At 55.5% G+C, this 14,375-nt stretch carries 10 protein-coding genes; 2 read left to right on the top strand and 8 right to left on the bottom strand.

The window, feature by feature from the left end; genetic code table 11:
* The first annotated feature begins 98 nt into the window (after nt 1-98).
* A complete protein-coding gene (gene aat / locus Q666_RS55460; protein ID WP_022998396.1) occupies nt 99-779 on the top strand; it encodes a leucyl/phenylalanyl-tRNA--protein transferase in 681 nt (226 codons plus the stop codon).
* A gap of 174 nt (nt 780-953) precedes the next feature.
* Here the strand turns inward: aat and Q666_RS55455 are convergent, their stop codons facing one another.
* The 3 genes from Q666_RS55455 to Q666_RS55445 all read right to left on the bottom strand — a co-directional run bounded on the left by Q666_RS55455 (nt 954) and on the right by Q666_RS55445 (nt 3,558).
* Nucleotides 954-1,961, bottom strand: a complete 1,008-nt coding sequence (locus Q666_RS55455; RefSeq protein ID WP_022998395.1) for a hypothetical protein — start codon at nt 1,959-1,961, stop codon at nt 954-956.
* Between the two features lie 294 nt (nt 1,962-2,255).
* Nucleotides 2,256-2,642 carry an NADH:ubiquinone oxidoreductase subunit NDUFA12 gene (locus tag Q666_RS55450; protein WP_022998394.1) on the bottom strand — a complete coding sequence of 129 codons (387 nt, stop codon included), beginning with the start codon at nt 2,640-2,642 and terminating at the stop codon, nt 2,256-2,258.
* Nucleotides 2,643-2,847: 205 nt separating this feature from the next.
* On the bottom strand, nt 2,848-3,558 hold the full coding sequence (locus Q666_RS55445; RefSeq protein WP_208993526.1) for a response regulator: 711 nt from the start codon (nt 3,556-3,558) through the stop codon (nt 2,848-2,850).
* A 641-nt stretch (nt 3,559-4,199) separates the two neighbouring features.
* Here Q666_RS55445 and Q666_RS55440 point away from each other — a divergent pair.
* A complete protein-coding gene (locus Q666_RS55440) occupies nt 4,200-7,883 on the top strand; it encodes a vitamin B12-dependent ribonucleotide reductase (protein WP_022998392.1) in 3,684 nt (1,227 codons plus the stop codon).
* Between the two features lie 387 nt (nt 7,884-8,270).
* Here the strand turns inward: Q666_RS55440 and Q666_RS55435 are convergent, their stop codons facing one another.
* The 5 genes from Q666_RS55435 to Q666_RS55415 form a co-directional block, all read right to left on the bottom strand.
* Nucleotides 8,271-8,846 carry an AAA family ATPase gene (locus tag Q666_RS55435; RefSeq protein WP_022998391.1) on the bottom strand — a complete coding sequence of 192 codons (576 nt, stop codon included), beginning with the start codon at nt 8,844-8,846 and terminating at the stop codon, nt 8,271-8,273.
* Complete coding sequence (locus Q666_RS55430) at nt 8,843-9,430, bottom strand: 3'-5' exonuclease (RefSeq protein ID WP_031268386.1); 588 nt, start codon at nt 9,428-9,430, stop codon at nt 8,843-8,845. The genes Q666_RS55435 and Q666_RS55430 overlap by 4 nt, the downstream gene beginning before the upstream one ends.
* Nucleotides 9,427-10,536 carry a hypothetical protein gene (locus Q666_RS55425; RefSeq protein WP_022998389.1) on the bottom strand — a complete coding sequence of 370 codons (1,110 nt, stop codon included), beginning with the start codon at nt 10,534-10,536 and terminating at the stop codon, nt 9,427-9,429. The genes Q666_RS55430 and Q666_RS55425 overlap by 4 nt, the downstream gene beginning before the upstream one ends.
* Nucleotides 10,537-10,579: 43 nt before the next feature.
* On the bottom strand, nt 10,580-12,955 hold the full coding sequence (locus Q666_RS55420) for an AAA family ATPase (protein WP_152533418.1): 2,376 nt from the start codon (nt 12,953-12,955) through the stop codon (nt 10,580-10,582).
* A 576-nt stretch (nt 12,956-13,531) separates the two neighbouring features.
* Nucleotides 13,532-14,335 carry a hypothetical protein gene (locus Q666_RS55415; protein ID WP_022998386.1) on the bottom strand — a complete coding sequence of 268 codons (804 nt, stop codon included), beginning with the start codon at nt 14,333-14,335 and terminating at the stop codon, nt 13,532-13,534.
* Nucleotides 14,336-14,375 lie beyond the last annotated feature (40 nt).

Below are 14,375 nucleotides of genomic sequence, written 5' to 3'. Positions count from 1 at the left end.
AATGCGCATGAGGTGCTCCGGCACTCAGGTCGATCAGATTTTGGGTGCTCAAGTCGACACCTGCTGATCTGCCCATCCCGTCTGGTAAGTGAGGCCTCATGGCTGGTTACAAAGACGACATCATCATGGAAATCACACCGCAGGTGCTGTTGAAAGCCTATGCCTGCGGCCTGTTTCCGATGGCAGAATCTGCCGACGATCCTGGCCTCTTCTGGCTGGAGCCAGAGCGTCGCGGCATCCTTCCCCTCAACAACTTTCACCTGCCTCGCCGCCTGCGCCGGACGATTCGCAACGACGTGTTCGAGGTGCGGGTCAGCACGGATTTTCAGGGCGTTATCGATGGCTGTGCCGAACCCATGCCCGGACGCCAGAAAACCTGGATCAACCGGGAGATCAGGCGCCTCTACGGCGAGCTTTTCGACATGGGCTATTGCCACACCATTGAAGCATGGCAGGATGGCGAACTTGTCGGGGGGCTTTACGGTGTCAGCCTGAACGGCGCCTTTTTCGGCGAGAGCATGTTCACCTTCCGCACCGACGCTTCCAAGGTGTGCCTTGCGCATCTGGTTGCCCGGCTGATCGTCGGCGGCTATTCCCTGCTCGATACTCAGTTCGTAACCGAGCACCTCAGCAAGTTCGGCACCGAGGAAGTTCCTCAAGCTGCCTATAACGAGCTGCTCAGCGAAGCCCTGAAGCTGGAAACCGATTTCTACGCCCTGTCACCTCAAGCCAGTGGTGAGGAGGTTTTGGCGGTGCTCGATAGTTGGTACGAGCGCTAGGTCTTCTTGCTTGCGAGCCTAGTTCGTCACCACCAAAGCAGGAACAGCCAGGCCAACAACAGACCGGAACGGCTCCGGCAATGCCGTGGCTTTCAGACGTGTCGTCGCCAGCCAGTCTCTCTCTGTCAATGGGCGAAAGAACCTTCTCCGGCTTCATAAATCAGCGCAACGTGCTCAGTTCTTTCCGCCTTTGCCGGTGCCGACTATATCGCGAATTTTCGACCAGGACGGCGAAAGGAAAGCGCTCATTCTGTGCGTAAAATCTTGCGATTCAAACGTCCTCATGGCGTTCCGGAAAGCCAGTTCGGCTGCCGGTTCCTCCAGGGCGATATAAAACAATTCCGTCGGTGACTGATTTTTTGCCCAGAAATCCCGAGCTATCTTGAGCCAGAATTCATATTCGTAAGATGGCGTGCCGCTCCCCATGAAACCATCGGTAGATTTGGCATTGTCACGCTTCTTCACGCCGCCCGAATAGGCCCGGTCGAACGCTCCAAGGTCCTTCAGTCTCTGCCACAGGTGGTGACGGTATTTCCCGTCGGACTTTCGAGCCGCGCCGCTGGCATTATGTCGGTCATCCTCCCCCATCGCGCGGGAAACCTGTTCCAGTTTGTGATCGCTGCTCAGGTTGGTCAGCCATATCGCCCACAAACCGGCTTCGATGTTTTCCTCCAGTTTGTCGTGCTTGAACGATTTGTAGCCTCGCGGCACATGCGCGAATGGAGACCGCTCCAGCGAGCGGCGAAGCTGTTCGATGTTCACCGAACCGCCCGTGCGCGCAGCTTCCTGCATTTTCAGTATCTTCTGAGTGGAGCTGATGTAGACCAGATTGTAGTGAAACTTGATGTACTGAAGATATTTCTGCGGATCGGTATCAAACTGCGGTGGTGACGGAAGCGGTTCCTTTTCACCCTTGACGGCATCTATGATGTAGAAAGTCGCTATTCCTGCTGCCACCGGATTGGTGATCACGGCAGCCAGGGGACCTTTCATGGTGGCCTTCAACGCCGTCCAGGCCCAGCCTGGCTCTGTATCGTAGCCTTTCGGCAAAAGCTTTCGAACAGCCTCATCGGCGTTTACATAACTGCTGCCTGTCTTGATCAGAATATTTTCCCAGGCCGGTTTGCAGACATTGTTAAGACGGTTGCTCAACTCCTGGAGCTTCATCCATTCCTGGTCCATTTGTCTGCTCCTCAGCTAATACTAACATCCTTCCCCTTGTAACTTATTTTACCTTGCGTAATGTGCCTCAAATCACAAATAAATATTTTCGATACAAAAACAATTGAAATTATATACTATGAATTGTAAAATGTATTTACATATACCCCTTTGAATTTCTCACCTGGAGCGCGGATAATCTGAGGTCACTTCTTCAGACAACATTCAGGTTGCTGAACGTCCGATTGGCCCGAAACAAAAAAAGCCCCGCAATTGCGGGGCTATTTCATTCCTGATTTTCGCAATGCGCGGTTATCAGCTGCCCGGGGTCCAGGCTTCATAATCGCCGGTCACATCCGGGCGTTTTTCCGGGGTCAGGATGGAACCGTGCGGCCGGTAAGCGGCCGGAGTGCCCGTCGGATTGGCCTTGTGACCCTGCTGCCAATGTTTGGCGTGATAGGTTTCTTCGGACGGCGGCGTGTCAACGCGGTGATGCATCCAGCCGTGCCAGCCCGCGGGAATGGCTGAGGCTTCGGCAAGACCGTTATAGATCACCCAGCGCTTCTTGCCTGCGCGTTCCTTGTAGTACTTGTTACCGAACTCATCCTCACCGACAAACTCACCCTTGCGCCACGTGAAGAAGCGGGTGCCCATTGTCTGGCTGTTCCACCAGGTGAACAATTCTAGCAGCAGAGTTTTCATGGCCCTTTGAAGGTCCCTTGATTGCAAGTCGGAAACATCCGTTGCCCCGCCAACATGACAGGACGGAATTTCGCGGACTATGGCGACAACGGCCGCATCTGTCCAGACTTGGCAGCCAGAAAAGAACGGGATTTTGCGCCTGCGGGCCGATTGCCGCAGTCACGCCCGGTGCACACCGCACCAAGGTGGTCAAAAACAGACTGCTTCAGTGAAGTTTCAACCCCTTGAAGGGCGCAAAGCCGGCATTGCGGATATGTTTGGCAGCGGCGGAATGCTGTTTGGGAGGCGCTTCCTTCTTCACACCGGCGAAGACCTTTTCCGGCTCTTCTTCCTTGGTGTCGAATGCCGCCTCAACGGCTCCTTCCACTTCCGCACGCTTTTGCGTGGCAACGCGGTGGTGCAGCCGGGCTCCGGCTAGCGACTGCATCTTTTCCGCCTGTTCATCCATGGCCTTTTGAATGCCATAGATATTATAGAAGCCGGAGTTCTCCAGGATCATCGGCCGGTCGTCTGCAAGAAGCCACTTGAGGCGCTTGAACAGCGTCGACGGCGAAACCGGCTTGACCAGCACGTGGTGCGCACCTGCCCGCAAGGCCTTGTCGACCAGCGGCCGCGTGCCATGTGCCGTAATGAAGAGAATCGGCACATAACAAAGCGGCTCCATGTGGCGATGCCGCACCAGACGCAGGAACTGGTAGCCGGATGTCGGCGCCATGCGCCAGTCGGTGAGAATCACGTTGGGTGGTTCGGCGAGACTTGCCTCGAGCGCTTCGTCGACCGAATCGAACACCCGCACGCGCGCAACCTTGAAGCTGAGCAATATCGACCGGAGAATCGTCTGCATCGGCTTGCTGTCCTCGACGACGACAGCATCGATGTCCTCCATCGCTAGTCCGAATGCGGCGTGATGTTTCATGAATTGCGGACCTTTTTCCCTATCCCACCATCATGAAACCAGACCCGGCTTAAACCCGGTTGAAATCGATCACCGCCATTTTCTTCAAATTTTCATAAAATGCGGTCTATCGTCATCCACAGGGTCTTGTGCCTTCCTGGCGGGCACTCCTTCGCCGGGAAAGCAAGCGCTAAATCCCTTGCTAAAACGCTGTCCCCGCTCCGGTCCCCATTATCCACACGACCACACAAGATTTTGCGTTTGCCCACAATCCAGGCACTAGCTGTTGTCACTCGGTCCTTGACCTTAAGAATTCGTTTACATTAGTTTCTCATCATTGCGATGTGCGTAGTCGGGTGCCTATCCGGGCGCTCCGGTCATCCAAAACCATCAGTATCCAAGAGTACCGCTCCAGGTCTTTGACCCCAAAGCCGGGAGACGGGTTTTGTTGTGCCGACTTCAAGGCGCATGTCGTGACAAACCTGTTGATGACCACTATATATAGTGGATAGAAACACAAGATACGCTACATACAGGCTCGAAGCCTGTAACTTGCAGGGCGGCATTCGAGAACAGAGGCAGGCGGCCACGCCAGTTCGGATGCAATGCGGTCAAGCCCGGTTCGGGGGAACCGGCTGTAATCTAAAAGGGGACTTGAGAAGATGCGGATCGAGCGGCGCTACACCAAGGAAGGTCAATCGCCTTACGCCAGCGTAGAATTCCGGAACGCTACCAGCGAAATCCGGAATCCTGATGGATCCATCGTGTTCCGTCTTGAGAACATTCAGGTCCCGACCCAGTTTTCACAGGTCGCGTCCGACATTCTGGCGCAGAAGTATTTCCGCAAGGCCGGCGTGCCCGCCAAGCTGAAGGCCGTAGAAGAAAACACCGTTCCGTCCTGGCTGTGGCGCCATGAGGCCGATGAGGCCGCACTGGCAGACCTGCCAGAGGACGAGCGCTACGGCTCTGAAATTGACGGTCGTCAGGTCTTTGATCGTCTAGCTGGAACCTGGACCTACTGGGGCTGGAAGGGCGGCTATTTCGACAAGGAATCCGACGCTCAGGCTTTCTACGACGAACTGCGTTACATGCTGGCGACCCAGAAGGTGGCGCCGAACTCTCCGCAGTGGTTCAACACCGGCCTGCATTGGGCCTACGGCATCGACGGCCCGGGCCAGGGTCACTTCTATGTCGACTTCCAGACCGGCAAGCTCGTCAAGTCCAAGAGCGCCTATGAGCATCCGCAGCCGCATGCCTGCTTCATCCAGTCCGTCGGCGACGACCTGGTGAACGAAGGCGGCATCATGGACCTTTGGGTCCGTGAAGCGCGCCTGTTCAAATACGGCTCCGGCACCGGCTCCAACTTCTCCCACGTGCGTGCAGAAGGCGAGCGCCTGTCCGGTGGTGGAAAGTCCTCCGGCCTGATGAGCTTCCTGAAGATCGGCGACCGGGCAGCCGGCGCGATCAAGTCCGGCGGCACCACCCGCCGCGCGGCCAAGATGGTCGTTGTCGATGTCGACCATCCGGATATCGAGGAATACATCAACTGGAAGGTCAAGGAAGAGCAGAAGGTGGCCGCGCTCGTCACCGGCTCCAAGATCTGCCAGAAGCACCTCGGCGCAATCATGCGCGCCTGCGTCAACTGCGAAGCGGACAACGGCGACTGCTTCGATCCGGCCAAGAACCCGGCCCTGAAGCGTGAAATCCGTGCTGCCAAGAAAATGATGGTGCCGGAAAACTACATTCAGCGCGTCATCCAGTTTGCAAAGCAGGGCTTCACCAAGATCGAATTCCCGACGTTCAACACGGACTGGGATTCCGAAGCCTATCTGACGGTTGCCGGACAGAACTCCAACAACTCGGTGCGTGTGACCGACGGCTTCCTGAACGCCGTTGTTGACGACAGCACCTGGGACCTGACCGCCCGCCGCTCCGGCGACGTTCTGAAGACCGTCAAGGCCAAAGAACTTTGGGAACAGATCGGCTATGCCGCCTGGGCTTCCGCTGATCCGGGCCTGCAGTACCACACCACGATCAACGACTGGCACACCTGCCTTGCCGATGGCGAAATCCGCGCATCCAACCCTTGCTCGGAATACATGTTCCTGGACGACACGGCCTGTAACCTGGCGTCCCTGAACCTGATGCAGTTCCGCCGGGAAGACCGGTCCTTCGACATCGACAACTACGAACATGCCGTCCGCCTGTGGACCATTGTTCTGGAAGTCTCGGTGCTGATGGCTCAGTTCCCGTCCAAGGAAATTGCAGAACTGTCCTACAAGTTCCGCACCCTCGGTCTCGGCTATGCCAACATCGGCGGCCTGCTGATGACCTCCGGCATCCCGTACGACAGCGACGAAGGCCGTGCACTTTGCGGCGCCCTCACCGCGGTCATGACCGGTGTTGCCTATGCCACTTCCGCTGAAATGGCTGGCGAACTCGGCGCCTTCCCGGGCTACAAGAAAAACGCAAGCCACATGCTGCGTGTCATGCGCAACCACCGCCGCGCCGCCTACGGCGAAGCGGACGGCTACGAAGGCCTCAACACGGCTCCGGTTGCTCTTGACCACGTCTCCTGCCCGGATCAGGTGATCGTCGAGCGGGCAAAGAAGGCCTGGGATCGTGCCCTTGAGCTTGGTGAGAAGAACGGCTACCGCAACGCCCAGTCCACCGTTATTGCCCCGACCGGCACCATCGGTCTGGTCATGGACTGCGACACCACCGGTATCGAGCCTGACTTTGCGCTTGTGAAGTTCAAGAAGCTGGCCGGCGGTGGCTACTTCAAGATCATCAACCGCGCTGTTCCTGAAGCCTTGCGCAAGCTCGGTTACACTGAAAGCGAGATTGGCGAGATCGAAGCCTACGCCGTTGGCCATGGCTCCATCGATCAGGCACCGGGCGTCAACCCGTCCGCACTGAAGACCAAGGGTTTCACCGACGAGAGCCTGACCAAGCTGAAGGACGGCATGAAGTCGGCCTTTGACATCAAGTTCGTCTTCAACCGCTGGACCCTCGGCGACGAGCAGATGAAGGCCCTCGGCGTTACCGACGAGCAGCTGGAAGATCCGGAATTCGATCTCCTGACCTTCCTCGGCTACTCCAAGGCTGACATCGAAGCCGCCAACACCCACGTGTGTGGTGCGATGACCCTGGAAGGGGCACCGTTCCTGAAGGAAGAGCATTATCCGGTCTTCGACTGCGCCAACCCGTGCGGCCGTATCGGCAAACGCTTCCTGTCGGTGGAAAGCCACATCCGCATGATGGCAGCGGCCCAGCCGTTCATCTCCGGCGCGATCTCCAAGACGATCAACATGCCGAACGATGCGACTGTGGAGGACTGCAAGGAAGCCTACATGCTGTCCTGGAAACTCGCGCTCAAGGCGAATGCCCTTTACCGCGACGGTTCCAAACTGTCCCAGCCGCTCAACGCCCAGCTACTGGCCGATGAGGACGAAGACGAGGACGAGGCCCTCGAGGCTCTGGCCGCCAAGCCGATGGCTGCAAAGGCCGAAGTGGTTGCCGAACGCATCGTCGAGCGGATCGTCGAACGCGTTGTCCGCGAACAGGAAAAACTGCCGACCCGCCGCAAGGGCTATACCCAGAAGGCAAAGATCGGTGGTCACACCATCTTCCTGCGCACCGGCGAATATGACGATGGCCGCCTTGGCGAAATCTTCCTCGACATGAACAAGGAAGGTTCGGCTCTCCGGGCATTCATCAACAACTTCGCGATCTCGGTTTCGCTTGGTCTGCAATACGGTGTGCCGCTCGAGGAATATGTCGACGCGTTCACCTTCACCAAGTTCGAACCGGCCGGCATGGTCCAGGGCAACGACGCGATCAAGAACGCCACGTCGATCCTCGACTACGTGTTCCGTGAACTGGCAGTATCCTATCTCGGTCGTCACGACCTTGCCCACGTCCCGCCGGAAGCCTTCAGCGGCCCGGTCAGCGCTGGCGCGGTCAAGACCATGGACAAGGGTAGCTCCGGCGGTGTGGTTTCCCACGGCCTCGTCCGCGGCCAGACAGAGCGGTTCCGTCTCGTCGCCGGCAACGAGCCTTCCGGCGAGATCACCGAAGCGGTGAAAGTGGAACTGGGCACAACAATCGCCGCCCAGACCTCCGCCGTCGCAACGGCTTTCGCCCGCGGCTCGGAAGCAGCTGCCGCTGTCGAAGTGACCTCGGCCCCTGCCCCACAGGTGAAAACCGCGGCTCAGCAGATCGCTCAGGCCCGAATGAAGGGTTACGAAGGCGAGAGCTGCTCGGAATGCGGCAACTTCACCATGGTGCGCAACGGCACCTGCCTGAAGTGCGACACCTGCGGCTCCACCAGCGGCTGCAGCTGACGATCAACAGACTTCTGGCCGATGTCCCGAGTCGCATAGGATGGCCAATTTAGGTCAATAAGCGGCTCAAACGGCTCGGTAACGATAAAACCCGCCCCTCGGAGACGATCGGGCGGGTTTTCCCTCATCCGTGGGTGTTGATCTCAGCTCTGGGACTGTGAACTGACTCAAAGGTTCTGGATGCCGCCCCGACTGGAACAGACATTCATGGAAGAGAGATTCACTGTCGTAATCGACCCATAGCCGACTTTGAACGCGGTCTTCAAATTCTGCCGTCGTAGCCCGTGCCACCATTCGCTGCGGTTGCAAAACCTGAAGTGGGTTCGATGTCAGGATCACGAAAAAAGGCCACCGATAACAGCACCCGGATCCTGAAGCATATTTCTGTCAGATATGGGCTTCGAGCCTGCCGAGTATCGCCTTAGTTATTTCCGCAGTATTGCTCGATGTCATCCGCAAGGCATCTGGGCGAGCAACGTCGATCAATTTTGCGACGGCATCCGAAGCAACTTCCCTGAATACCGGATCCTCATCTCGTCCCGGCCCTAGCGGGATTGAATCGTCGAGAGTGGTCACAACGAGAACGTCGTAATCGGCCGTGTGTGCGCGCGCTATACTCTCAAGCGCTCTGTGCCGATGTGGATCGATTTCCCTGCCGGTAACGTCCAGCGCCGCATTCAGATAACCGAGCGCATCAAGAACGGGCCGGTCTACCAAGATGACGTCACAAGACAAGGACTGCTCGGCCTCCTGCCGCATGCATTCCGCCATGATCCAGAGCGTGCTTTCGAAGGTGTGCTCACGGAGGATCGGAAACCCGAGATCAAGGGCACGTCGCGCCAGATCGTCAACATGGCCTACCTCCAACCCTCGCTCCACCAAAAGATCACGAAGAGCCTTCACGAGGGTCGTCTTCCCAGTGGAGTGCGTACCAGCCACACCAATCTTGAAGGGACGCTTCACAGTAACAGCTCTCCTTGGTTGGAGTTTAGAAGATCGCAGTTGGCAAGCGCTGTTTGCCTCTGGGGTTCCGGCAATTCGGACACCAAGTGGATGAATAGAAGCCCCGTCAAAATCGAGTCGAACAGTGCCGAGTGCTGCCCCTTCCCACTCTCCCGAGCCGCAATCTTGCTCAGGCCGAGATCTGCCCCCAGGTTTTCAAGGCTGTAGGAAGTTCGCCCCGGGAAGACAAGCCTAGAAAGCCTTAACGTATCGATAGCCATCGTCGGTCGCCACGCCGGAATTGCGCGTGCGATTGCGTCCACATCGACCTTCACATTATGTCCAAGAACTTTTCCACCGCTGGTCCAGGTCACTATGTCATCGGCGATGTCTTCAATGTCAGGAGACCGAGCCACATCTTCATTAGTAATGCCGTGGATGCGGGTGACTTGCGGCGAGATCGGCGCTTGCGGCTTGACGAGCCACTCCATGCGGCGTTGCTGGAGCGTGAGGTCTCGGACTTCGACTATCGCGATCTCGACGATTTCAGGCGGATTACCCCCATTGCCTTCGACGTCGATTACCCAGAAGGTCTCTCGGCTCAAGTCCATCCTATTTCTGCCTTTCCGTGGCGTCCATAGTGGTGCGGTTGATCGCGATCATGTACTTGGAAATTCAAAGAGTGCTGCATGAAGTATCGTTGTTGCTCTTGACTGCCGACGACTTCAATCTTGCGATCATCCCAATTGATTTTCTCAGTATTTAGTCCCGCCTTCGAAGCTAGAGCATAGATGTCTTTCGCTGCGGGGACACGGTGTGCTTCCTTGCAAACCTTCAGTTGCCCCGCTGGGCAAATGTCACAGATCTCTCGAATTCCGTAGTGGCCATTGTAGTCCGGGATACCATGAGCATAGGCGATACCACAGGACGTCTTCCGGAATATCGGCAGGCCAACAAAAGCAGAGATGATCTTCGCTTCAATATCCTTGGGAAGAATTTTGCGACGCGCAACATCGTCATAGAGATCGGGAATCCCGATGGTCGCGAAATAGTCGCGGATCTCGTTCCGATAGAACAACCCTGTGAAAACTGTGGCATCGGCGAGCGTGGCAAGCTTTTTTGCCTTCGCAATGTGTGCATCTCCGTCATTCAACCCCGCCACAATCGGTCGCCAGTAGAGTATCGAGCGAATCTGGCCTTTCTCGCCTGCTAAAACCTGAAGGGATTCCTCGGCAATCGCGCTGTCGATAGGTTCGATCTTCGAATTCTCTATGCCGGACCAGGTGACGAGTACCGATGTCCTCAGATTCTCGAGCCGAGTAAGGCGCCGCATGTCTTCAGGGAGGACATGCCATCGGGTGATTACAAGGATAGGATTTCTAAGTCCGCGCCCATCAAGGTACTCGAGGCAGCGGAAAAGATGCTCCTTCACGGTGGGGAGAAAGGGATCAGTGGCACGGTTGAAAATCTGAATTGGCGTGCGATGCTCTTGGAATGCCCAATGGCCAATCAATCTTTCGATAGCCTCCTCATCCGACATGATAAGGTGTGGCTTCTTCATATCGAAGTTGTCGAAGATGTGCCGGACGCAGTAACCGCAATCGAGAGGACAGCCAACGACATGATTCAGGCTTAGGCCGGACTTCCGGTAGTCAACAACCTGTCGCAAAGCGGCTGGGAGTTCGAGGCGAGCGATCCTAAGCTTCTTCATCTATGAATTTCCCCGAATGACAAAGAAAGTTGGCATTTCATATCTATGGAGCATTATCGCTGGCAGCGCCTTCGTCACCGCCTACTAAGCCTATTGCATCGTTCGTTTGAGCAGTCTCGGTATTGGCATTGATGGCGACGGCAGCCACCTCAGAAGCTACCTGCTCCGCGCCTGATCCGTTTCCGTCCGGCAGGGCGACATAGGCGTCCCCCATCATCATTTTGTAGTGACCGGCATGACCTGACTCTTCGAATATGCGCTGAAAGACTGTGAGATACCGGCCAATTTGTCCGGGATCACAGGACATAAACAGGTCGTCGTTCGCAAAATGAGAGCCGTCGTTGATCCAGGAAAACAGCGATGCACAGATCATCCTGTCTTGCCCCTCGAATTTTTCGACAATCTCTTCGGGCGTGATGCCCCCGAAAAACTTAAAATAGTGCTCAAGGATACGGCGCATCACGTTCTGGATTGCAGTTTCTGACGGCGGTTTCTGCCTGATTTCCCGCCACAGCAGCTCATAGCTGGACTTGATGGGATTCTCCGAAGATGGAACAAGTTCGGACCGTGTAGAGGTTTTCCGAACGATCCAGAAGGTTTCGTCGCGCATCGCATCGGCACCACTGCGATTTTTATGGAATGTAATTTCCTTGTGAAAATAGATGTTGTGCGTCAGCACAAACACCTGCTTGATCGCGCTGTTCCCGGCGCGCATCTCGTTGATGACGCCCTTGATCAGGTTGCACACGATGAACAGGATATCGGCATCGAGGCTGGATACCGGATCATCGAAAACCACTATGCGGTCCGTGTTCGCGCCGGTTGCAGAAAACGATCCTTTGATATGGTGATAAAAATACAAGAAGGTGATGAAAGATTTTTCGCCTTCGCTCAGTGTCCCTTTGGCATCTTCGCCGTCAAGCCGCTTGACTTCGTAAAAGCCCTCATCGGCGCTTTCCACGAGGCGGAAATTCACGAAGCCAAATGATTTCAGCAATTTGTTGATCGCTTCAATCGTCGGCTTGATGCTGGTGATCTGCTTCTCGGTGTCCTCGACTTCCCGCCGTTTTTCCTTCAGTTCTTCATCTCGTAGCGTAATCTGATCCGTCAGATTGGTGATCGCCGTGTCCAGGTTCCTGCTGGCCGTCTGGTATGTTTCAAAAAGCGGCTTGGTATCTTCGAGTATCCGCCGCCACACCTGCGCAATCAGGGTTTTCTTACGTGCGTCGAGATTGTTCAGCGTGTCGTTATTCTCCTGAACTCTAGCATTCGCGGCATCCACATGGGAATCCACCGCTGCGGCCAGTGGCTGCGTGTCTTTAAGTGCGACCGGTGTACTCGGTTCCTTCTTTTTCCCTACGATGGCGTTGCGGTTGGCCTCAAGGGCAAGCCGCAGCGCAGTAAGGTCACTTTCGAAGGCATCGCGGTCCAGAAACGGTGAGTCAATCACAGCAGGAGCTTGGTATGCTTCGAGCAGCGCCCTTGCTTTTTCCTCATAGTTGGTGCGCAGGCTTTCGATGGCGGCAAGAGCACTGACGTAGCTTTCGTCGAAATAGTCTTCCAGGCTTTGCCGAAAGGTTGCGTCCGTCTTCTGTTGGCAAAATGGGCACTGATCGTCCAGTTGATCGAAATAGTGCCGTCCTTGCTGGACCCAATCGCTGTTGCCCAGCTTTTCGATCACAGCAGAAATATCCACGTCATCTTTACCGATGATCTTTTTGCTCAGAATTTCTGATGTTTCTAGCGCCACGAGCGGCTGGCAGTCCGGTTTCGGAAGAGCAGACGCCTGCGTCAGGAAACCAGAGAAAACCGTTGCGGCGTCATCCCGTAGTGCCCCGATTTCCTGTAGCTCGGCTTCGTTCTTTTCGGCCTCTGAAAGGTAGTGCTGGCAAAACTTCTTCTTACTGCTATTCAGCCCGGAAAAGGCGTCATCAAGGTCGCTGTAACCCCGCTTGACCTTCCAGATATCCTCGACCAGCTTTTCGCCGAGATCATCCCTTTCTTTCTGCTTGCCACCGGCGCCGTCATCGCCGTGCAGCGTCCTTTTCAGGTTCCTGAGTTTCTTGTCGATTTCGTCTTCGTCGGCCTTGAGCTCCGCAACCTTGTTGACCGCTTCGACATTACCTTCGCCAAGGGTATAAACACCCCTGATGCTTCCTGGCGTGTCGAAGTGTTTTTCAACGAAATCACGGTTATAGACGCGTGTATCAATCAGATTTCCTGCCGCCCAGCTCATCGTGCTGTCTGCATTGATGTTCGTACCTGCAATGACACGGGAGATCGTCGTCTTACCGGAGCCATTTGACCCGAAGATAAAATTCAACGCCTTAAGATGATCGAGAGCAGTTCCCGTTGCGTCGTAGGAGCCTTCGTTTGCTAAATGTATTTTTTCAATCATCCAATACACGACCTCCAGCAAGCTTTTCCCCTAAAGGTTGCCATCTAAGGCGGTGTTCTGACAAGTTGCTTTTAAAATTTGCGGTTGGTTTCCAGCTTTGATCGCAACTGTATACGAGCGCCCTCCCCTCCAATGAAGCTGAGTGGACCAGGTTGTCGTGAACCGTGTCTGCCCGAGGCAGTCTCGGCCCGTCGGCTTCCATCCCTTGCGCTGTTCTGACGTTAGCCCTGAAGGGCTGGATTTTTTCCCTGGGGCCTGCGGCCCCGTCTATTGAGATCAGTTAGCCGACTCTAATTCCGGCCCTTTTCGAACCTTGGTTTGCACCGCAGCGAGCGACAGTTTCGGGGATGTACTACCGGACGTTCGGGTGACCGATATGGGAGCGCAATCAACCGAATTCATTAGGGTAGAATTTCGCACGACGCTCGCCGGTCCAAACTCGCCCCGCCTTGACGGGCGCCTTCGTTTCGGTGTTGACCATCGTCGGCGGACCAAAAACAATTCGCCAATCGATGCCATTTGCTCTGAAGCGCATTAACATCGTGCAGAAGGTGGCTGACATCAGATAAGCGAGACGCCGCACAGAAACCTGGGTTCTTAAATCTCTTCTATCGCGGTGTATTCGGTTTTGGCGCGTTCAAGACGAGTTCCCTTTTCATTCAGCCCCCAACGACGGTCGAAAAAGAATTCAAGGGCTTTTCGTATTTCGACTCGAAGCAGGGGACCATCAAATCCGAATTCTCTCATGACAACGTTGGATTGTTCAGGGGATAATTCCGACTTGGGACGCAACCAGATGATTGCACGAGTTTTCCAGTCGCTGTCTTCCGGAAGAGGCTCAACCAAGCTCTGCCGTTCAAATGGACTGCTTGGCTCGATCCTGATTGGTAGATAGTTGCGATATTCGCCATGTTTGAAACTGTAAGCGCGCAGATGAACACTTTCGCCGTCAGAGGTGAAATGCGTCGGAGCAATCCACTGTCCGTCATCCGCACCGGACGACATTGAAGTGTAATTGATGGAGAGCGCCTCCCCTGCCCTGATCGCTTGGTGGAGGATTGCTATAATTTTAGGTTCCGCTTTTCGATCAGGGCGCGGCAAAATTGATGACATCAGCAGTTCGTCTTCATCTACCAGGATGTCAAACGCTTCCGTCAAACTGGAGGGTGCCAACGCTTTGTGGTCAGAAGCCGCGATGTAGGTCTTTCGCACCGGATCGTAGGTTGGTGGCGTCCGACGGGCACGGGCTAAGTAAACTCGAAAGTCCAATGCCGCCTGCGCTGTTGAGATATCGAAGCGCCTCATCAAATCCTTGCGATTTGCGATCCCGCGCCAGGTCAAGCAGCGGTCGAGATAGATAAGACGCTCGCGCTGAGCATGTTTGAGATCGTCGAAAGCCATGCGAACATCAATATCTTGACGAACGAGACAAAGTCCATAT

Origin of the sequence: Labrenzia sp. C1B70, assembly GCF_000475395.1 — a bacterium.
Taxonomy (GTDB): Bacteria; Pseudomonadota; Alphaproteobacteria; order Rhizobiales; family Stappiaceae; genus Roseibium; species Roseibium algicola.
The sequence above is the reverse complement of the archived record's forward strand: the minus strand, read 5'-3'. Positions and strand labels throughout refer to the sequence as shown.